Annotated in this window: 16 protein-coding genes; 6 read left to right on the forward strand and 10 right to left on the reverse strand. The window is 30.8% G+C overall.

Features of this window, described 5'->3' with window-relative positions; all coding sequences use genetic code 11:
• The first annotated feature begins 38 nt into the window (after nt 1–38).
• Both J1D01_RS09660 and ctlX read left to right on the forward strand, forming a co-directional pair.
• A complete protein-coding gene (locus J1D01_RS09660) occupies nt 39–950 on the forward strand; it encodes a dimethylarginine dimethylaminohydrolase family protein (RefSeq protein WP_421150670.1) in 912 nt (303 codons plus the stop codon).
• Between the two features lies 1 nt (nt 951).
• Nucleotides 952–1,896 (forward strand): citrulline utilization hydrolase CtlX, encoded by a 945-nt coding sequence (gene ctlX, locus J1D01_RS09665; RefSeq protein ID WP_421150671.1) that lies wholly within the window; start codon nt 952–954, stop codon nt 1,894–1,896.
• Nucleotides 1,897–1,936: 40 nt separating this feature from the next.
• Here the strand turns inward: ctlX and J1D01_RS09670 are convergent, their stop codons facing one another.
• Entirely contained in the window at nt 1,937–4,006 is a 2,070-nt protein-coding gene (locus J1D01_RS09670; RefSeq protein WP_421150672.1) for a tetratricopeptide repeat-containing sensor histidine kinase, read from the reverse strand.
• Nucleotides 4,007–4,459: 453 nt separating this feature from the next.
• Between J1D01_RS09670 and argS the strand changes: the two genes are divergently transcribed.
• Nucleotides 4,460–6,232 (forward strand): arginine--tRNA ligase, encoded by a 1,773-nt coding sequence (argS, locus tag J1D01_RS09675; protein ID WP_372937258.1) that lies wholly within the window; start codon nt 4,460–4,462, stop codon nt 6,230–6,232.
• Here the strand turns inward: argS and J1D01_RS09680 are convergent, their stop codons facing one another.
• The 6 genes from J1D01_RS09680 to J1D01_RS09705 all read right to left on the reverse strand — a co-directional run bounded on the left by J1D01_RS09680 (nt 6,233) and on the right by J1D01_RS09705 (nt 14,299).
• Nucleotides 6,233–6,997: a DUF5050 domain-containing protein gene (locus J1D01_RS09680; RefSeq protein ID WP_421150673.1), complete on the reverse strand. Its 765-nt coding sequence runs from the start codon at nt 6,995–6,997 to the stop codon at nt 6,233–6,235.
• Between the two features lie 3 nt (nt 6,998–7,000).
• Nucleotides 7,001–8,632: a DUF1501 domain-containing protein gene (locus tag J1D01_RS09685; RefSeq protein WP_372937406.1), complete on the reverse strand. Its 1,632-nt coding sequence runs from the start codon at nt 8,630–8,632 to the stop codon at nt 7,001–7,003.
• A 5-nt stretch (nt 8,633–8,637) separates the two neighbouring features.
• Nucleotides 8,638–10,278, reverse strand: a complete 1,641-nt coding sequence (locus J1D01_RS09690) for a DUF1800 domain-containing protein (protein WP_421150674.1) — start codon at nt 10,276–10,278, stop codon at nt 8,638–8,640.
• Nucleotides 10,279–10,404: 126 nt separating this feature from the next.
• Nucleotides 10,405–12,714 carry a TonB-dependent receptor plug domain-containing protein gene (locus tag J1D01_RS09695; protein WP_421150675.1) on the reverse strand — a complete coding sequence of 770 codons (2,310 nt, stop codon included), beginning with the start codon at nt 12,712–12,714 and terminating at the stop codon, nt 10,405–10,407.
• 37 nt (nt 12,715–12,751) lie between these two features.
• Nucleotides 12,752–13,648, reverse strand: a complete 897-nt coding sequence (locus tag J1D01_RS09700) for a FecR family protein (protein ID WP_421150676.1) — start codon at nt 13,646–13,648, stop codon at nt 12,752–12,754.
• A gap of 132 nt (nt 13,649–13,780) precedes the next feature.
• A complete protein-coding gene (locus J1D01_RS09705; protein ID WP_372937411.1) occupies nt 13,781–14,299 on the reverse strand; it encodes an RNA polymerase sigma factor in 519 nt (172 codons plus the stop codon).
• Between the two features lie 137 nt (nt 14,300–14,436).
• Between J1D01_RS09705 and J1D01_RS09710 the strand changes: the two genes are divergently transcribed.
• The 3 genes from J1D01_RS09710 to folD all read left to right on the forward strand — a co-directional run bounded on the left by J1D01_RS09710 (nt 14,437) and on the right by folD (nt 18,771).
• Nucleotides 14,437–16,197 (forward strand): hypothetical protein, encoded by a 1,761-nt coding sequence (locus tag J1D01_RS09710; protein WP_421150677.1) that lies wholly within the window; start codon nt 14,437–14,439, stop codon nt 16,195–16,197.
• Nucleotides 16,198–16,475: 278 nt separating this feature from the next.
• A complete protein-coding gene (ffh, locus tag J1D01_RS09715; RefSeq protein ID WP_421150678.1) occupies nt 16,476–17,807 on the forward strand; it encodes a signal recognition particle protein in 1,332 nt (443 codons plus the stop codon).
• Nucleotides 17,808–17,895: 88 nt separating this feature from the next.
• Nucleotides 17,896–18,771 (forward strand): bifunctional methylenetetrahydrofolate dehydrogenase/methenyltetrahydrofolate cyclohydrolase FolD, encoded by an 876-nt coding sequence (gene folD / locus J1D01_RS09720; protein WP_372936874.1) that lies wholly within the window; start codon nt 17,896–17,898, stop codon nt 18,769–18,771.
• Nucleotides 18,772–18,782: 11 nt separating this feature from the next.
• Here folD and J1D01_RS09725 read toward each other — a convergent pair whose 3' ends face one another.
• Genes J1D01_RS09725 through J1D01_RS09735 form a run of 3 tightly spaced genes read right to left on the reverse strand, consistent with a single transcriptional unit; the run spans nt 18,783 to nt 20,752 of the window.
• Nucleotides 18,783–19,541 carry a pseudouridine synthase gene (locus J1D01_RS09725; protein ID WP_372936875.1) on the reverse strand — a complete coding sequence of 253 codons (759 nt, stop codon included), beginning with the start codon at nt 19,539–19,541 and terminating at the stop codon, nt 18,783–18,785.
• Nucleotides 19,542–19,559: 18 nt separating this feature from the next.
• A complete protein-coding gene (locus J1D01_RS09730; protein WP_421150679.1) occupies nt 19,560–20,387 on the reverse strand; it encodes an alpha/beta fold hydrolase in 828 nt (275 codons plus the stop codon).
• Nucleotides 20,387–20,752 (reverse strand): cupin domain-containing protein, encoded by a 366-nt coding sequence (locus tag J1D01_RS09735; protein WP_372936877.1) that lies wholly within the window; start codon nt 20,750–20,752, stop codon nt 20,387–20,389. Before J1D01_RS09735 ends, J1D01_RS09730 begins: the two co-directional genes overlap by 1 nt.

The following is a 20,752-nucleotide window of genomic DNA, read 5'->3' on the forward strand; positions in this document are numbered from 1 at the left end:
TTTTATGCTTAGATTTGGATTTTTAAATTAGCTTTTATATGAAGTTAAATATTCAAAATGAGACCTCAAGGTTAAGAGCAGTTGTTTTAGGAACAGCACAAAGCTGCGGACCAACACCTAAAGTAGAAGATTGCTATGACCCTAAAAGTATTCAGCATGTATTAGCGGGTACTTACCCTAAAGAAGCAGATATGATTTTAGAAATGGAAGCTGTTGCAGAAGTTCTAAAAAAATATGGTGTTACAGTTTATAGACCAGATGTATTAAAAAATTGCAATCAAATTTTCTCTAGAGACATTGCTTTTGTTGTTGAAGATAAAATTATTAAAGCCAATATTTTACCTGATAGAGATAGAGAGATTGAAGCTATAAGATATGTTTGGAATAAAATAGAAGATAAAAATAGAATTATTTTACCAGATGAGTGCCATGTTGAGGGAGGTGATGTTATGCCATGGAATGACTACATTTTTATAGGTACTTATACAGGAGCAGACTATTCAGATACCATTACAGCAAGAACAAACATACAAGCTGTACATGCTATTAAAGATTTGTTTCCAAATAAAAAAATAAAAGCTTTTGAATTAAGAAAATCTAATACAGATCCTAAAGAAAATGCATTGCACTTAGATTGCTGTTTCCAGCCAATAGGGAAAGATAAAGCTATCATTCACAAAAACGGGTTTTTAATTGAAAGTGAATACAAATGGCTTGTTAATTTCTTTGGAAAAGAAAATATATTTGAAATTACCAAAGATGAAATGTACCAAATGTATAGCAATATATTTTCAATTTCAGAAGATGTTGTTATTTCAGAAAAAAACTTTACTCGGTTAAATAATTGGTTGCGTAAACAAGGGTTTACTGTTGAAGAAGTACCTTATCATGAAATAGGAAAACAAGAAGGACTCTTACGTTGTACCACATTGCCCTTAATTAGAGATTAAAATGAAACAAACAACTAATACTATTTTAATGATTCGTCCGGTTAGTTTTAGGATGAATGAGCAAACGGCTGTAAATAATTATTATCAAAAAAATGTTGATAATGTACTGTCGGCTTCAGTAAATAAAAAAGCGCAACAAGAATTTGATGCTTATGTTGAAAAACTTAAATCTTTTGGTGTAAATGTTGTAGTAGTTTCAGATACTGATGATTTTGATACACCAGATTCTATATTTCCAAATAATTGGATTTCTTTTCATGAAGATGGTACGGTTGCTATATACCCTATGTTTGCAGAAAATAGAAGGCTTGAACGTAGAGAAGATATTTTAAATGTTTTAGAAGATAATGGTTTTTTAATAGAGCATGTAGTAGATTACACGTCTGCCGAAGAAGAAGATATCTTTCTTGAAGGAACTGGAAGTGTTATTTTAGATAGAGTAAATAGAAAAGCTTATTGTGCATTGTCTCCAAGAGCAGATGAAGATTTATTTATTGAATTCTGTGAAGATTTTGAATATACCCCCATTGTATTTACAGCAAATCAAACGGTAAATAGAGAGCGAAAAGCAATTTATCATACCAATGTTATGATGTGTATAGCAGAAACCTTTGCAGTAATTTGTTTAGATGCTATTGATGATAAAAAAGAACGAAAAAATGTGGTAAAGCATTTAAAAGAAACCAATAAAGATATTATAGCAATAACAGAAAATCAAGTAAATAGTTTTGCTGGAAATATGTTGCAGGTACAAGGAACAAATAATGAGTTGTACTTAGTAATGAGTCAAGCTGCTTATAATTGCTTAACGCCTCATCAAATATCACAAATAGAAAAACATTGTCCAATTATTTCAAGTTCTTTAAATACTATTGAAACTTGTGGTGGTGGTAGTGCTAGATGTATGATGGCAGAGGTGTTTTTGCCTAAGCAGAATTTAAGCTAGTAAATAAAACCAAAAAGTTCTTTAAGAAATTAGCTAATACTTATGCATCTTCGGGTCTTGATTTAGGTAATTGCACGTAGAAAGTTGTGCCTACATTTAAAGTACTTTCAACCCAAATTTTACCATGGTTGAGTTCTACCAATTCTTTACAAATTGAAAGTCCTAAACCAGTACCCTTTTCATTATTAGTACCTGGGGTAGTAAAGGTGTTATTTTTGAAAAGTTTCTCTAAATTTTCTTTAGAAATACCAATACCAGTATCTGCAATACTAACAATACAACTACCATTACTAATATGGTTAGAGATAGTAATGGTGTCACCTTTTTTAGAGAATTTTATAGCATTGGCTAAAAGATTTTGAATTACAATTTCAAACATACTGCGGTCTGCATAAGCAAAATCTCTTAATGAATGATCTACTAAATTAATTCCTTTACTTTCTAATCTTTGTTCAATAAGTTTTAATTTATCTTCAAAAACTTCTTGTACATCAAACAAACTTGGTTTTGGCTCTAATGATTGCATTTGAGATTTAGACCAGTTAAGCAAATTAAAAAGTAATAAAGATGCATTATTTGCATTTTCGCTTAACTCAGGTATTAAGTTATCAAACTCTTCTCTAGATAAAGAACCATCTCTTAACAACTCTATAAAACCATTAATAGAAGAAAGTGAATCTTTAAGATCATGAGATACAATTGAGAATAATTTGTCCTTTACATTGTTTATGTTTTCAAGGTGTTTGGTTTGTTCTTGAAAAGCCTGATTTTGAAGTTCAATTTTTATATTCTTTTCTTCTAACTCTTGGGTGTACTTAATATTACTATTACGCTTTAAATAAATTAAAATTAAAAAAGTAGAAACAATAGCAAGAGCAGCTATTAACCCATATAAAATTAGCTTAAACTTATCTGTGTTTTTATGAGTTTCACTAAATACAATTTTGCTATTTTTTGTTGTTTCTGTGGGGGTGTTTAGTTCTTCAGGTTTGTCAAAGTTGGGGTCTAGATTTAGGTTTATATTTTTACTAGATGTACTAATTTTAGCTTTTTCTCTATCAATTTTATTCTTTAAATCATAATATTCTCGTTGCCAAACAAAAGCCTTAGCAAAATCCTTTTTAATAGAATCTAGAGACTTCATAAACTTGTAGTGTTTCAGTAATTCTGGTTTATTATCAAGTTCTTTTGCAATGGTTCCAGCTTCTAATAGTTGTTGTTCTGCAACTTTTAGTCTGTTTTGTTGAATGTTTAAATTACCTAAATTGTTTAATGCTATTAATAAATTTGGCTTATCATTTTTACGTTTAGTAATGTTATAACCTCGTATTAAATATTTTGTAGCATTGGCATAGTCATTAAACATTAAATATTCTTCACCTAATTTTGGATAAATTTTACCTCTAACAGAATCATTTTTATTGTTAGCTAAAACTTTTTCATAAAACTCAATAGCTTTTCTATGTTCTTTTTTAAGAGAATATAATTCTGCCAAATTACTATTAGAAATATTTATACCAATAGAATCATTAAGCTGTTCTTGAAGTAGCAAGGCTTTCTCATAAAATTCAATAGCTTTGTCATAAGCTTCAACATTATTATAAGCTTCAGCCAAATTACTATATGCTAGTTTTAAATCTTCTCTTAAATTTCGTTTTTCTAATTCGTTAATAGCAGCTAAAGAATATTGTAGGCCTTTTGCATAATTACCACGTTTAATTTCAATAAGCCCAATACTATTGTTAACTTTTGCTATTCCTAACGTATCTTGTAAAGTGTTAAATAATTTTTTAGCTCTGTTATAGCCACTTAAAGCGTTAATGTAATCGTCTTTTTTAGCATAAATTAAGGCTTTGTAAAAAGTTATTTCTGCAATTCCTTTATTATAATTTATATTACTAGAGAGCTTTTCACTTTGTACAATATATTTTAAAGCTCTATCATAATCTTCATTTTTATAAAGAGCTTTTATAAGCTTTAAAGAAGTGTCTACTTTTAAAGAGTCTTGAGTTTGGTAAGCTAATTCTATAGAGAGACTATCTATGTCATTGGTTTGAGCCAACCCAATGTACATAAACAAAAACATAATTAAAATAATTATTCTCCTCATATAACATTTAAATTACAACACAATAAAACAACCCACAAAAGAAGTCTTATTTTTGAGGGAAAAGTAAGATTGCTTTATTTAACTGTAATTGTTTGTTAGTGTTTAAAATGTTTCCAATAAAAATTGGATATTAATAGCTTTACAAAACAAAATTTGTAAAAAGACATTTTATAATCTAATTTATAGGTTTTAATACCAATAAATTAGATAAAATGATGTATGAAAATTAGGTAAAAAACCGATGAATAGATGAACGGCAAAAATCATAGAAAAACTACACTTTTGTCGATGAAATGCAATGTTTTTAAATCTGTTTTTATTCATGTTTTTTAATTGATTGTTTATGAGAAATTTACAAAAATAATTAATCAAAATCTAGTAGTTTCTAATAGTTTTTTTACGTTAAAGCTTTAATAAAAGTTTTATCTTTGCCACCTAAAAAATAAACTATCAATGAGTCTTCAATTAACCTTAGAAAACCAAGTAAAACAAGCTGTTGTAGCTTCTTTTAATGTTAAAATTGAATCTGTAGAATTTCAAGCAACAAGAAAAGAGTTTGCTGGAGATATAACTGTGGTTGTTTTTCCTATGTTAAGGTATATAAAAGGAAATCCAGTTCAAATAGGTGATACTATAGGTAAATACTTGGTAGAAAATGTAGAAGATGTTAAAGCTTATAATGTTGTTAAAGGCTTTTTGAATATTGAAATTAGCGATTTATACTATCTTAACTTTTTTAATTCTATAAAAAATGATGATAGCTTTGGTTTTGTAACTCCACAAGTAAATGAAAAAGCTATTATGGTAGAATATTCGTCTCCTAACACAAATAAACCTCTGCATTTAGGACATATTAGAAATAACTTATTAGGATACAGTGTTTCTGAAATTTTAAAAGCTTCAGGGAAAAAAGTTTATAAAACCCAGATTATTAATGATAGAGGAATACATATTTGCAAAAGTATGTTAGCTTGGAAACGGTTTGGAAATGGAGAAACACCAGAAAGCACTGGTTTAAAAGGTGATAAATTGGTTGGAAATTATTATGTAAAGTTCGACCAAGAATATAAAAAGGAAATAGAAAACCTAATTACTTCTGGAGAAACAGAAGAGAATGCAAAAAAGAATGCCCCCATTTTATTAGAGGCTCAAGATATGCTACGTAAATGGGAAGCAGGAGATGAGGAAACTGTAAACCTTTGGAAAACTATGAATGGTTGGGTTTATGATGGTTTTAACCAAACATATAAAAACTTAGGAGTAGATTTTGATACCCTGTATTATGAGAGTAATACCTATTTATTAGGAAAAGAATTTGTAGCAGAAGGATTAAAATCTGGTGTGTTTCATAAAGAAGCGGATGGTTCTGTTTGGTGTGATTTAACAGATGAAGGTCTAGATAAAAAAATAGTACAACGTGCCGATGGTACAGCCGTTTACATGACTCAAGATATTGGAACTGCTATACAACGCATTAAAGATTTTCCAGATGTAGGCGGTATGGTTTATACGGTAGGTAACGAGCAAGATTATCATTTTCAGGTGTTGTTTTTAATTCTAAAAAAATTAGGATTTGATTGGGCAAAAAACCTGTACCATTTAAGTTACGGTATGGTAGATTTACCTAGTGGTAAAATGAAAAGTAGAGAAGGTACTGTAGTTGATGCCGATGATTTAATTGATGAAATGGCAGCTACTGCTGAAGAAATTTCAAAAGAACTAGGAAAATTAGAAGGCTATTCTGAAGAAGAAAAAAAGGAACTATACAAAACCATAGGCTTAGGGGCTTTAAAGTATTACATTTTAAAAGTAGATCCTAAGAAAAGAATCCTTTTTGACCCCAAAGAGTCTATAGATTTTCAAGGAAACACAGGGCCTTTTATACAATATACTTATGCTAGAATTCAATCTATTTTAAGAAAAGCATCAACTAGTAATGATGATGTTGCGGTTGAATTACATACAAAAGAAAAAGAATTATTAAAACAACTTCAACTATTCCCAGAAGTAATTCAAAATGCGGCAACACAACATAGTCCTGCATTAATAGCAAATTATACTTATGATTTGGTAAAAGAGTTTAACTCATTTTACCAAAATGTATCTATTTTAGGAGCTGATAACGAAGATGAAAAAACCTTTAGAGTTCAGTTATCTAAAGCCGTAGCTAATACCATAAAAAATGCTTTTAGTGTTTTAGGAATTCAGGTGCCTAAACGTATGTAATTATAATTCATAGTAGGGAGCTATGGCTGTTATCCAACCCTTTATTTCTGTAGGGTTGGTTGAGATAAGTTCACCTGTTTTTAGATTAAATCGGCTAATTTCATTAAACGGTGTTATTGTAACTATTTCATCATTAAAAACGGTAAGACAATAGGTGCCTGTGCTTTCTGCTATAGGTATTTTACTTTCTTTTTTGTTAGATAGTTTTAGTTTAACTACGGGTTCGGTTTCAGAATAACGTAAGTAGTATAAGTTATTGTCATAAATAGCAATATCTGGAATATTATACGATGAGTTTTTTGTAGAAATTTCTTCAACAAGCGTTCCGTTTTTCTCTATTTTAGTTATTGTTTTGTAGTTTGAATAGTACAAGTAGTCATTTAACAGCGCAATACCTTCTGTTTTAATGTTTTTTATTTCAGATAGAACGGAACCATTTTCTGGGTTAAGTTGGTAAACAGATTCGTTTTCTGCATCACCACCAACCCATAAAGATTCACCATCAAAAGCTAAAGCATGTGGCGATTCTAAATTTGCAGGTAAATTTAATTTTAACTCAACCGTAGCGGTTGTTTCATTGTATAAATAAATACCAGGGCTTTCGTATCTTTTATGTGTTAAAACCCACAACCTAGTGGTGTCAGTGGTAATTATTGGCTCTTCAATTAAGATCGAACCTTCGGTTTTATCGTCTAAATCATAACTACAAGAAGGCGCTATAATTGCAATAATACATAAAGTTAAAAGAGCTTTAAGTGCTTTCATAAACTAAATTTTAATAACCTTATGAATTTCAGTTTTATTGTTTTCCAAGAGTATTTGAAAAAAGTAAACACCGCTACTATATTTAGATAAATTAATACTAGCGGCACCATCAATTAAACTTGCTGTTGTTTCTAACAATAAAATACCCGAAGCATTGTATACTCTAAATGAAACAGTTTCTGTGTTGTTGATACTAGATAAATTAACAGTGTCTCTAAATGGGTTGGGGTATATTAACCATTGCTTGTTTTCTTTTGTTGAGTCATTTGTACTTGCAACGCAACCTTTTGAGATATCATACTCAGATTTTAAAAGATCTTCAATTTTTAAATTTACAAAACTATCATTTAAGGTATGGTTGAAAAACGTAGCATCAATAACGGTGTCATTAGCACCAAGATAATTTTGTAGTAGGGTTGCAAAGGTTTGTCTGTAATCGTATTGAACTGTTTTTAGTTGATAGTTGTTGTTACTTGTAGCTTCAGTTAAATCTGGGTTTGTACCAGAAACCCCGCCAGCTACTGGTTTACCAAAAACAAACATGGGAGCTATCTCTCCGTGGTCTGTACCTAAATTGCCATTTTCTGCAGCCTTTCTACCAAATTCTGAAAAGGTGAGTCCTACCACATCATCGGCTAAATTTTGACTATTTAAATCATTTATAAAAGCTTCCATACTTTCAGATAGCTCTGTAAGTAATTCGTGATGTCTTCCTAATACTTCACCAACACCTTGTACTTGTGCGTCATGAGTATCAAATCCAGAAATACGTACCATGTATATTTTAGAGCCTAAATCGCCACTTATTAATCTAGCTACTGTTTTTAACTGATTAGATAAATCTGTATCTGGATAGGTTATATCATTTCTTCCTTTATTAAATGCATTAGAGATAGATTCTGCATATGTATTAGATAGAGCATCAGTATTTGTTATAAATTTTAATTGATCTCCATAATCTGAATCTGGAATGTTTAAAGGCGGTACACCTCCTAATCCGCTTAAAACAGTATAAAATCCTGCGGGGTCTTGCCCTGTAAGATTTAAAGATAATCCGTGAGCTTCTTCAGCATGAAACCCTAATGATGTTTTGTTTGAGCCAATTTCTACTGCAAGTGGGTAGCTTTCAACAATTAAATCGGAATAGAATAATTCCATAAAGCGTCCCATCCAACCTGTGTCCGAACCATTTAAGAGGCTGTTACCGTCATTTCCTGTTAAATATAAATCGGTAGATTTAAAATGACTTTTATTTTGTGATGGATACCCCACAGATTGTATTACGCGTAACCAACTCTTATCATATAAAGATTTAAATCCTGTTAGAGCAGGGTTTAACCCAACTTGCTGGTTATCTGGTAAGGTACTGTCTAAGGTAATATATTTGTTAGTTCCTGAAATAGGAACTTTTATAGTAGGTCTTAAATTACTATAAATGTCATATTGATTTAAAGGAACAACAGTATTGAGACCATCATTTGCTCCTGCTAAATTTATAAGCACCAATTTTCGGTTTGAGATGTCTGGGCATTCAAAATAAGGCATAAAAGATTTTAATGCCGCTTGCAGTTGAAAAGGTGTTAAACCAATAACTGAGGCTGAGGCCGAAAGTTTTATAAAGTTTCTTCTTTTCATAGTTTTTACATTAATTGAAATTCAGCAGCATTAATCATAGCAATTATTAAAGCATCTAAACGTGTTTTTACAGTAACATCATCATTACTGCTTAGATATTGGTTCCAAACACCTGTCCAATAATAATCAGGATAACCTTCATCTACTAAAAAGCTTTTAAAATAGTTTACCCTATCTGTATCAATAGATTCTGGATATAATAAATCTGCTATTTCTGAAATAAGTAAATTGGGGTCTTGGGCATTTGTAATTTTATTTTTTACAAATAACACGGTATCTAATGAAGCATAAGTGTTACCAGATGTAATGGTGTTTTTTTCTTCAATTAAACTTTCTACAAGTTTGTATCTTCCTATAATTGTGTTAGATGAAAACCAATATCTGTCAAAATTTGGTTCTTGGTAGTAAGCGGGATAACCTGCTACATCTTCTGGATTGAAAAAGTCCATTCCCGAAGCTTTAAAGTAACTGTTATGAATAAATTTGTAGAAGAAATTGTTGTAATAATCTAAAGCATTGCTTGATGGATTAGGAAACGTTACACTAAACATAGAGCAAATTTCAGATAGTAATTGTAATGGGCTTTTAATAATACTTCCTATAATTTCATCGGTAGCATCACTATCATCAGCATCAAAAAAATGCTCGCTAGATAATAAGGTTTTTACAACAGGTAATACCTCATAATTGTTATCAATTAATAGTTGTGCTAGTGGTTCTATAATATCGGTTTCAACTTCTTCATCCCAAGTGCTTTTAACAAAGTAACGGTATAGTTTTCTGCAATAAGCCTTTGCTGTTTCTGGTTGTGCAAAAACCATTTCAACAAAATCATCAAGTTCTTCAAAAGCACCAGTTTCAGTATCTCTACCAACTATAACTTGATTGCCAAAAGCACTACTAAAAGTTTTATTATTTGTATCATGTTGGTCAATGTTTATATACCCCATTGGGATGTTAGTGTCTGGATCTATATCTGTTCTTTCGGGACTTTGTTTAAAACCAGATAGTACTTTAGCAGCTTGTTGTATATCTATTTCGGTATAGTTTGTGTAATTTTCTGGACCAATTTGTTCACCTTTTAAAACGGTGAATAACTCTAAATATTCTCGGGCATAGTTTTCGTTAGGATTATTTTTATTGTTTTGTGTATTATCTAAATAATCTAACATGGCATTATCTAATGTTATTTTTTTTGCTAGGGTTTTTATATTTCCTAATGCATAAAAATCCAGTAACCTTAAGTAATCATAATAGTAGGTTGAAGCACCTGCGCCATCGTCTTTAGCAACTGTAAAACATGTATGAAAGAAAAAGGATAATTTATGTTTTATACTTGTTTGATTGATGGCATTATACCACCACCATGCTGTAACTATTCCCCGTTTTCTGGCTTGTCCTGAAAAGTTGTTTGGTAACTCTTCAGAAGAGGTCCAAAATTCATCGGGGTTATCGGTTGGAAGCGGATCATAAGGTTCTGGTAGTATGTATGCCGATTCTGTAGTTATACTATCAATGGCTTGGGTTGCCGTCATACCTGTAAATACTTCCAATTGTTCTTTGGAGAAATTAAAGGTAGCACGCCTTAGTAAATGCTTAGCTTTTCTTAAGTCTAAGTTTGACGTAAGAGGATTTAGTGATGCCATTTTTCTTTTTTTGAGGAAAATAGAAAATATATTTACTAGCGAATCAAAAAAGAATGAATTTTCGTTGAAATTCAGTTAATTATATCGACGAAATGCATATTTATATCGATTTAATGATGTTTTGTGTTAAAAATGTAGTCTAAAACTTATGTTTGGGGTAATGCCTAATGACTCATTTTCTATTTTAGATATATTTCCTTCATTATCAGATGTATAATAGGTATTTATAACATTTTTTCGGTTTAGTACATTCCAAACAGAAGCACCTATGGTGGCTTTAGAAGTTCTTGATAAATCAAAAGAGTAGGTAGCAGAACAATCGGCTCTTAAATAATCATCTAAATTATTACTATTAGGACTTTGGTAAGTAATTGTTTGGTTGTTAGGATCATTATTTTCAGCAGGAATTGTAGTGGGTTTTCCAGAGTTCCAGTTTAACCCCATAGCAAGTTTTAAATTGTTTTGAGTATAAGTGCCTGCAAATGTAATTGCATGCCTTATATCTGTATTATTAGGGAATTTTTTTCCATTATTTAGGTCTGGAAACAGGTAATTATTAGTGCTATATGAATAAGAGATCCATGTGCTAACAACATCGTCAAATTGTTTGTTAAGCAATATATCAATGCCTTTAATTTCATAACTACCAACGCTATGAACAAATTGATATTGATTTTGAAAACCTTGACTTCTAGTAGTTATACCATCTACTTTTTTAATATAAGTTTCGGCACTAATTAATAGTTTGTTTTTATTATAATGAACTCCAGCTGATAGTTGCTTGCTTTTTAAAACGGGTACGGGAAATATGGTTTGGTTACCTACTTCAATAACCTCTTTATTATTATTTGAGAGTACCCACCGACGTTTTTCAATTCCTAGAAAATCGTTTTGAAGGTCAATAATTTGAGAAGTGAATTGGCTTTTATATTCACCTAAAACTTCAAATCTGAAATCACTTAAAAAACGTTGACTAAAACTTAATCTGGGTTCTGCAATAAACATGTTAAACTTATCAAGATAGTTTAAACGTGTGCCAAATTTTAATTTAGTTTGCGCCCCATAAGAAAGCAATGAGGTTTCTACATAAACAGCATGACTTTTAACAACTTCTTTAATATATCTTCTAAAATTTGGGTTATTAATGTCTTCAAAATTACTAATACCAACCTCGTTTAGTTGATAACCACCATTAAGTTGAAATTGATGATTATGTTTGTAGTTAAGGTCTATTTTGGCTGCACGGTCATAAACTCTATTTTCTTGAATTAATCGCTGGTTATTTAAAACATCATGGTTTGTTGCATCTAAAGAATAGTTTGAAGCATAAACTTGAGTTGTGGTAGACAATTGGTCTGTCCAATCTTTGGTATAAGTAATGCCCAACGCTAAATTTTGTTGTGATAGGTTACTGTTTAAATACTCTGGTCTATCATTAATTGTAGATTGTTCATCATAATTAAACTTATTATTTACGTTTAAAAAATGAAGTCTTAGTTTATCTTTTTTAGTAATGTTATAGAGGAATTTAAGCGTAACATCATAAAAGTAAAATGATTCATTTTGCGATATAGAATTACCGTTACTGTTATTGTTGTTGAAATCTGAATCTTGAAAAATACGTTTAAAATATTGATTGTAAGTGGTAGTTTCAATTAAATCTGTTACAGATCTGCGAGATGAAAGTTGCAATTCTGTTTTTTTAGAAAGCGGAATTTTAGCAAACCCATCTGCATTTATAAAATTAAGACCACCACCTGCTTTAAATTCATTATCAATTTCGTTAGGTAATTGCATGTCTATAATACTAGAAATGCCTTCGCCATATTTAGCACTAGTTCCGTTTTTGTAAACGTTTATTTTTTTTGTGATGTACGGATTGAATGCGGAAATGAGCCCGAAAAAATGACCAGATTGATACATTTTTATGCCATCCCAAAGTAACAAATTTTGGTCATGTGTGCCACCTCTAACATTAATGTTTGAAACTGTTTCATCGGTACTTATTACACCTGGCAAAGCTTGAATGGTTTGTAAAACATCAGGTTCTATTAATCCTGGTAAAATACCAAAAGTCTCAGGTTTTATAGTTATAGAGCCATCATTAAATTTGGTTAATCCGGTGGTTAAATAATTGGTAACTATAACTTCTTCTAGGGTTTGTATTTTAAAACTAGTTCTCTTTTTTTTTACTGGTTTTATAACTACAAAACGATTATTTAATACTTCAAAATCTAGGTTTGTTTCTTTTTTTAAAAGTCTTAAAGCGTCTTGTAATGCTAAACTTTTATCAGGTAGTGTTGCTATTTTATTTTTAACTGTTTTGTCTGCATAAGAAAAACTAATATTGTATAGGTCTTCTAATTGTTTTAATACAACAGTAAGGAGTTGCTTTTCTTTTTGAACGGTTTGTGCTTTTAAAAGTGTAGCGTTCAAAAAAAACAGGAAAATAAAAAGATAAATGAGTCCTTTGCTATTCACGCTTTAAAATTATAGTATCGTTTGATTGACTATAAGTTAAATGTAAAGGCAAGGTAATAGATTTTAGTGCAACTTCAATATTGTTATGTGTGAAATTACCTGTGAATAGCTCATTGGAATCTACGCCAATTAAAGTTATATCAACATTGTACTGTCTTTCAAACTCTGCAATAACTTGCTTGTAGGGTAAGCTTTTAAAATGACTTTCGTTATTTAACCACGAAGGAGTTAAGCTGTTTTCTTTTTCTTTAGCAATTGTTTTCCCATCTATAATTAAAAAACTGTCTCCAGGATTTAATTTAGTTTCAAGAGAATTAAAAGTAACGCCTACTAAACCTTCGTAGCAAATAACCTCAAAATAATTGTCTCTTTGTTTTACATTAAATTGAGTGCCATAAACCGTAACGGTTCCTGTTTCTGTTATAACGTTAAAAGAAGAACCTTTAGCAACTTTAAAAAAAGCTTCGCCTTGTAGTTCTACTTCTCTGTTGTTTTTCCAAGAGTTTTTATTAAATATTAAAACCGATTTAGCGTTTAAAGAAACGCTAGTGGCATCTGGCAAATTAACCGTGGTTTTTTGAGCCATATCGGTTGTTATAGTAGTATCAATAGTTGTTGTATAATAATAAAGGCCAAAACAAATAGCTAAAATAGCAGCAACACGCATAAAGGGTTTTACCCAGTACGTTTTAGGTTGCTTTTTATTTTTAATGGTTGCTAATACACTTTCAAGTTCTTTTGAAGTCTCATATTTTGGAGCCTTAAAAGCTTGTAAGTTGTTATTTAACTTTACTAAATCATCATAGTCTTCAAGGTTTTTAAAAGCTTGAAGTTCTTGATTATTCAAATCATTATTTAACCATTTTATTATTAAAGTTTCTCTGTCCATTTTTCCTCTATTCAACTATATAACAAGTTATTTTTATTTTTTCCTACCCTTATCATTTAATTTTTTTTAATAAATTCAAATTTCAATATTTATTTAGTGAAAATTATGTTGATTTTAACTAACAACCACCAACTACAACTCCTTAATTTCTTCTCTCAATTTTTTCAGCGCTCCATAAATACGTTTTTCAACGGCTTTGGTAGATATATCTAAAATTTCGGCAATTTCTTTAAAGCGTTTTCCTTCAATTCTGTTCATTAAAAAAGCTACGCGTTGTGGTTCGGTTAAGTTTTCAAGTGCTCGTTGTAATTTGTCATTATATTCTTTTTCACGCATTAAAAACTCAGGGTTTTCATTAGTGCTTAATTTAGGTTTTGCATTTTTTTGATGTTTTAAAACCACTTTTTGGTGTGCCGCTTCATTCAGCATTAAATTATTCGCGGTAGTAAAAAGGAAGCTTTTGGCCTTATCGGGTGTTATTTTTGCACAGTTTTCCCAAAGTTTAACAAACGCTTCTTGAGCTTTGTCTTTAGGGTTTAATAATTCGCCAAATTTATAGTATAAAAAATTGTGTAGGTCTTTAGCGTGTTTATTAAATATTGATGAAAAAATATGTTCTGCACAAATATTATCATGTAATTTTTTGCTCATGGTTTTGGTAGTTGGTTGTACTAAAATAACCCTTTTTACTAGAATTTTAACTTTTTTTTAAGGTATAAGGGTGGGAATTTTTAAAGTTGAATTGTTTTATCATTAAAAAAGCTATGTTTAAACTAAAACCAAACATCATGAAAACTAATTGGAGAATATACTTATTACTACCTTTTTTTGCTCTTTTGTTTTTTAACTCATGTCAAGAAGAAGTAGTTGAAATTACAGAAGCGTCAGAAGAAGAGGCTTTAGTAGCAGAATCTGAGCTTACAGCATTTGTAAGTGCAACTTCTAAAATGGACGGTTCTAAAGACAATATTATAGATCAGGCTAGTTGTATTTCTATTAAACTACCAGTTACTGTTATTGTAAATGGTGTTGAGATTATCATTGATTCTGAAGAAGATTTTACTATTGTAGAAGCTGTTTTTGATGAGTTTGATGAAGATGATGATAATCTAGAAATGATTTTCCCCGTCACCATTATTAATGCAGATTATGATGAGGTTACCATTAGTAGTGAAGCAGAATTAGAAGCTCACGTTGAAGAATGTGGAGGAGAAAATGAAGTAGATGATGACATTGAGTGTATAGATTTTCAATACCCAATTTCATTCTCAATTTTTAATTCAGATTTCTTAATTATTGATACCGTTGAAATTGAAAACGATAAACAATTGTATCGTTTCATGAAAAAAATTAGAAACAGCGAAGTCTTAGCAAGTATAAATTACCCAATAACAATGGAATTAGCAGATGGTACTGAAGTAGTTGTAAACAACAATGTAGAGTTACATAATACCATAAAAGAAGCCAAAGACGCATGCGATGAAGACGATGACAACGATTATAACGATGACGATTTCACTAAAGAACGTTTAGATGAGTACTTAAAAAAATGCCCATGGTTAATACATGAATTTAAAAGAAATGCAACTAGTTTAACAGATACCTATTTTGAATATGCTATTAACTTTAAAGAAGAAGGTGTCGTGGTAATGAAAACTAGAAATGGCGATATTCTAACAGGTACATGGGAAACTAGTGTTGAACTAGGTAAAGGCGTTAAGTTAAAAATGGAATTTGAGAATCTAGCAGACTTTACATTAGAGTGGTACGTTTATGAAATAGAAGAAGGAAAAATTAAAATATATCAAGAAGACAGTAACAGAATCATCATGAAACGTTATTGTGATATTATTATAGACAACACCATAGACCGCGTTGAAAGTTATTTACAAGAGTGTTTATGGAGAGTAACTAAACTAAACGTTGATGGAACAGATAATGAGACAGACTACATAGGCACACCTTTAAAATTCTATGAAAACAATGTTGTGAAAATTAGTGTTAATGGCGAGTTAATTGAAGGAACTTACGAAGTATTTGTTATAAACTCAGGAAATATTGGGGTATCAATCGAGTTAGAAGATAGACCAAATCTAAAAAAACAATGGGTAATTACATTCTTAGGAACAGAATTAATAAAGTTAGAAAATAACAACACTAATAAAATGACACTAATGAGACATTGTCCAGGTACAGACAATGACCTAAATTACATAGATGATATTGTAGTTTCAAGTACATGGGAGGTAGCTTCATACATGGTTTTAGATGCAGATTTAACAGAAAATTTCTATTTATACACAATCAATTTCTTAGAAAGTGGATGGATTAAAGTAACAGACCCAAATAACGGAATAATAGACGGCTCTTGGTTAGCTTACAGAAATTCAGAGCTGTATTTAGCAATGCACTTTGGTATAGAGCTTCCATTTAGTCAACTTAACTATAGATGGAAAATTAAAGAAATTACACAAAACAGAATAGAATTGGTAAATCTCTCCTTTATAGGCGAAACAGAAAGTACACTAGTTCTAGAAAAAAAAGAATAATTATGTTATGAAAAAGAGAAACTTAGATTTTCGGTTTGCTAGGTTAGTTAGCTAAGTTTCCTTTAAGGCTGTCAAATTTTAATATTTTTGACAGCCTTTTTTTATACACTTTTTGGGCGTTACTCTCACTGCGTTCAAGTCGGGCTTTCCGCGTTACACGGTAACTTGCTACAATCCCTAACGCAAACACAAACCCGTATCATCATTTTTACAAGCTCAAGCTTTATAAATACACGTCAAATCACTAACTTTGCGCTTCTTAAAATTTAAAGAAAATTATGTTTAATAATTTAAGCGATAAATTAGATAAAGCCTTACACGTATTAAAGGGACACGGAAGTATTACTGAAGTAAATGTAGCCGAAACTTTAAAAGAAGTAAGACGCGCCTTGCTAGATGCCGATGTTAACTTTAAAATAGCCAAAGATTTTACCAATAGAGTAAAAGAAAAAGCACTTGGTCAAGATGTACTAACAACATTACAACCAGGGCAGCTAATGGTTAAAATTGTAAAAGATGAGCTAACCCAACTTATGGGTGGTGATGCTGCAGGTATTAATTTATCAGGTACTCCAAGCATTATTTTAATGTCTGGTTTACAAGGTTCTGGTAAAACTACCTTTTCTGGTAAACTTGCCAATTACCTTAAAAACAAAAAAACTAAAAAACCTTTACTAGTAGCTTGTGATGTATATCGTCCTGCGGCAATAGACCAATTACATGTAGTAGGAGACCAAATAGGCGTTGAGGTTTTTAGTGACAGAGGAAATAATGATCCCGTAGCCATTTCGCAAGCAGCCATAGCACATGCCAAAGCAAATGGGCATAACGTGGTAATTATAGATACCGCAGGTCGTTTAGCTGTAGATGAAGTTATGATGACCGAAATATCTAACATTCATAAAGCCATACAACCACAAGAAACATTATTTGTGGTAGATTCTATGACAGGGCAAGATGCTGTTAATACAGCAAAAGCCTTTAATGATGTCTTAAATTTTGATGGTGTAATTCTTACCAAATTAGATGGTGATACCCGTGGTGGTGCAGCTATTTCAATTAAATCGGTTGTAAACAAACCTATAAAATTTATTGGTACAGGCGAAAAAATGGAAGCTATTGATGTATTCCATCCATCACGTATGGCCGATAGAATTTTGGGAATGGGAGACGTTGTCTCGCTTGTTGAAAGAGCCCAAGAACAATTTGATGAAGAAGAAGCAAGAAAACTTCAAAAGAAAATTGCTAAAAACAAGTTTGGTTTTGATGATTTCTTAAAGCAAATTCAGCAAATTAAGAAAATGGGTAACATGAAAGACCTTATTGGTATGATACCTGGCGCTGGAAAAATGATGAAAGATATTGATATAGATGATGATGCCTTTAAAGGTATTGAAGCTATTATTCACTCTATGACACCAAAAGAAAGAGCAAATCCTTCAATTATAAACGCTAGTAGAAAAAAGAGAATTGGAAAAGGTTCTGGAACATCAGTTCAAGAGGTAAATCAGCTTTTAAAGCAATTTAACCAAATGAGTAAAATGATGAAAATGATGCAAGGTGGTGGCGGTAAAAAGATGATGCAGATGATGAAGAATATGCAACGCTAAAAGTTTACAGTAAGACTAGTCATCAGTTGGCAGTCAAATCAATCATCATAAATAATTACTGCATACTGCAGGCCGAAAACTAATAAATATGACAATCTTAGACGGTAAAAAAGTTAGTAACGATATTAAAGATGAAATTGCAGAACATGTAGCTGCAATGGTTTCTAAAGGAGAAAAAGTACCTCACTTAGCAGCAGTTTTAGTAGGTAATGATGGCGCAAGTATGACTTATGTAAATGCTAAAGTGAAAGCTTGTGAAAAAATAGGTTTTAAATCAACACTAATTGAATTACCAGAGTATACTTCTGAAGAAGAATTGTTAGAAAAAATACATGAATTAAATACCAATAATGATATTGATGGTTTTATAGTACAGTTGCCATTGCCAGAACAAATAGATGAGCAAAAGGTTTTAATGGCTATAGACCCAGATAAAGATGTGGATGGATTTCATCCAACAAACGTTGGAAGAATGACTTTAGATTTACCAACTTTTTTACCAGCTACTCCATATGGTATCATGGAACTTTTAGAACGTTACCAAGTTGAAACTTCGGGTAAAAACGTAGTTGTTATGGGGCGTAGTCATATTGTTGGTAGGCCAATGAGTATTTTAATGAGCCAAAAGCGAAAAGCAGGTGATGCTACCGTTACAGTAGTACATAGTCGTTCTAAAAACTTAAAAGACATTACTAAAGAGGCAGATATTATTGTTGCAGCAATTGGTATCTCGGAGTTTTTAACAGGAGATATGGTAAAAGAAGATGTAGTTGTTATAGATGTTGGTATTACTCGTGTACCAGACCAAACTAAAAAGAATGGTTACCGTTTAGCTGGTGATGTGCATTTTGAAAGCGTAAGTAAAAAGGCTAGTTACATTACCCCAGTTCCAGGAGGTGTTGGACCAATGACTATTGCTATGCTGCTTAAAAATACGTTATTGGCTAGAGAAAGAAGATCTTAGTTTTTTTAAACTCAGCGTTTTCTTTTTACTGTTTTAGGATTAAACTCTTTTGAAGAATTACTTATTAATTTGCTCAACTCAGTAAACTCATCTTTAGTGAGTTCTCTATATTTTCCAACAGGTACATCAAGTTTAATATTCATAATTCTTACCCTTTTTAGTGTTTTAACTTCATAATTTAAGTGAGAACACATTCTTCGTATCTGTCTGTTTAAACCTTGGGTAAGTATAATTTTAAATGTTTTAGAGTTTAACTTTTTTACTACGCATGGTTTTGTGGTTTGTTTTAATTCTTCTAAATAAATACCTTTAGACATGCGTTCTACAAAAGTTTGAGAAATTAGTTTGTCAACCGTAACTATGTATTCTTTTTCGTGATTGTTACTGGCTCTAAGAATTTTGTTTACAATATCTCCATCATCGGTTAAAAGTATTAAACCTTCGCTAGGTTTATCTAATCGTCCAATAGGGAAGATACGTTTATGATAGTTTATAAAATCTATAATATTATCTTTTTCAACACGAGTATCTGTAGTGCAAACAATACCAACAGGTTTATTAAAGGCTAAGTAAACAAATTCTTGCTTTGTATTTTCAATAAGTTCACCGTCAACATACACCTTATCTTCAGCTGATAGTTTTGTGCCTTTTTCTGGTATTTCTCCATTTACAGTTATTCTACCAGCTTCAATAAGTTTATCGGCTTCTCTTCTAGAGCAATAACCAACTTCACTTAAATATTTATTAATACGTTTTAAAGGTTTGTTCATAATGCAAAAGTAAGCATCTTATTTATCTAAGAACTCTAATATGTTTTTAGTTACAGAAGTATCATTTAATGAATGGCCAAATCCTTTGGTTGAAATTAGCGTACTGTTTTTAAAATTTTTATTAATACGTTTAGCATCAGAATATGGTATTATCATGTCTTTTATATCATGAATTATTAATGCTTCGGCATCAATATCTTTAGAGAATTTAGATGTTGAAAAATCACTTGGTTCTGCACCAAATTTTTTAAGAATAACTTTGTTAAGATTTTTTTCAACTTTTTTGTTATAGCCTAATAGTTTAATATAATTTTTTAAAATGTTTTCAAACTCTGAAGGAGCTCCTAGTAAAACTAATTTTTTTAAAGATTTTAATTGATATTTCTGTTGAAAAAATACTGAAGCCATACCGCCTACAGAATGGCCAATTATAACTTCTGGGTTATATTTTTTAGCAACAACGTTAATAAACTCAGAATATAAAAGGGCATTAAATAATTCACTTCCAGAGGCTCCATGTGCTGGTGCATCAAGAGCAATCACATTGAAATCTTCAGCAATAAAATTTTTAACTTTATTTTTCCATCGAGCCGAATTACTTTCCCAACCATGAACTAATAAGATTGTAGCTTTGTTTCCTTGCCAATGGTAGGTAGCAATATTTAAACCTTCGTATTTTAAAAATCCTTGTTTTGCAGATTTTAAAAATTCTTTATGCCAAGGTTTTAATTCGCCTTTTCTAGGTTTAGAAAAGATATGTAAGGCTTTATTAGCGGCGTAATACCCTGAGAAATAACTTAATAAATTAATGTAAGAACCAATAAGTTTTATTATAATTTTTTTCATTATTTGTTTTCTCTATTTACTTTATCTACAGAAAAAGCAGGTGTGCAAATAGCAATATATTCACAAGGTTCTGTAAATGGATTAGAATATTGTACACGAGTATTTTTTTCAATTTTTATAGATTGACCTGCTTTTAAAACTATAGTTTCATTTTCTATAATAAACTGTTTTTTTCCTTTAATTATAAAAGTGTATTCATCAAATTCTGGTGTTTGAAAAGGTTCGCTCCATCCAGGTGGAGCTGTCATATGTGCTATGCTAATTTGAGTGTTTCCGTCACTAGCAACTCCAAAATGTTCTTTTATTATTTTTCCATCATCAGTAGGTACTACAAATGGGTTATTTTGAATTTTGAATTTTTTCAT

Source organism: Seonamhaeicola sp. NFXS20, assembly GCF_049132085.1.
In the GTDB taxonomy this organism is placed as follows: domain Bacteria; phylum Bacteroidota; class Bacteroidia; order Flavobacteriales; family Flavobacteriaceae; genus Seonamhaeicola.

Bases quoted from the DNA above. Each gene is read 5' to 3' on its own strand.
- J1D01_RS09660 (WP_421150670.1), top strand. From the start codon at position 39: ATGAAGTTAAATATTCAAAATGAGACCTCAAGGTTAAGAGCAGTTGTT.
- ctlX (WP_421150671.1), top strand. From the start codon at position 952: ATGAAACAAACAACTAATACTATTTTAATGATTCGTCCGGTTAGTTTT.
- J1D01_RS09670 (WP_421150672.1), bottom strand. From the start codon at position 4,006: ATGAGGAGAATAATTATTTTAATTATGTTTTTGTTTATGTACATTGGG.
- argS (WP_372937258.1), top strand. From the start codon at position 4,460: ATGAGTCTTCAATTAACCTTAGAAAACCAAGTAAAACAAGCTGTTGTA.
- J1D01_RS09680 (WP_421150673.1), bottom strand. From the start codon at position 6,997: ATGAAAGCACTTAAAGCTCTTTTAACTTTATGTATTATTGCAATTATA.
- J1D01_RS09685 (WP_372937406.1), bottom strand. From the start codon at position 8,632: ATGAAAAGAAGAAACTTTATAAAACTTTCGGCCTCAGCCTCAGTTATT.
- J1D01_RS09690 (WP_421150674.1), bottom strand. From the start codon at position 10,278: ATGGCATCACTAAATCCTCTTACGTCAAACTTAGACTTAAGAAAAGCT.
- J1D01_RS09700 (WP_421150676.1), bottom strand. From the start codon at position 13,648: ATGGACAGAGAAACTTTAATAATAAAATGGTTAAATAATGATTTGAAT.
- J1D01_RS09705 (WP_372937411.1), bottom strand. From the start codon at position 14,299: ATGAGCAAAAAATTACATGATAATATTTGTGCAGAACATATTTTTTCA.
- J1D01_RS09710 (WP_421150677.1), top strand. From the start codon at position 14,437: ATGAAAACTAATTGGAGAATATACTTATTACTACCTTTTTTTGCTCTT.
- ffh (WP_421150678.1), top strand. From the start codon at position 16,476: ATGTTTAATAATTTAAGCGATAAATTAGATAAAGCCTTACACGTATTA.
- folD (WP_372936874.1), top strand. From the start codon at position 17,896: ATGACAATCTTAGACGGTAAAAAAGTTAGTAACGATATTAAAGATGAA.
- J1D01_RS09725 (WP_372936875.1), bottom strand. From the start codon at position 19,541: ATGAACAAACCTTTAAAACGTATTAATAAATATTTAAGTGAAGTTGGT.
- J1D01_RS09730 (WP_421150679.1), bottom strand. From the start codon at position 20,387: ATGAAAAAAATTATAATAAAACTTATTGGTTCTTACATTAATTTATTA.
- J1D01_RS09735 (WP_372936877.1), bottom strand. From the start codon at position 20,752: ATGAAAAAATTCAAAATTCAAAATAACCCATTTGTAGTACCTACTGAT.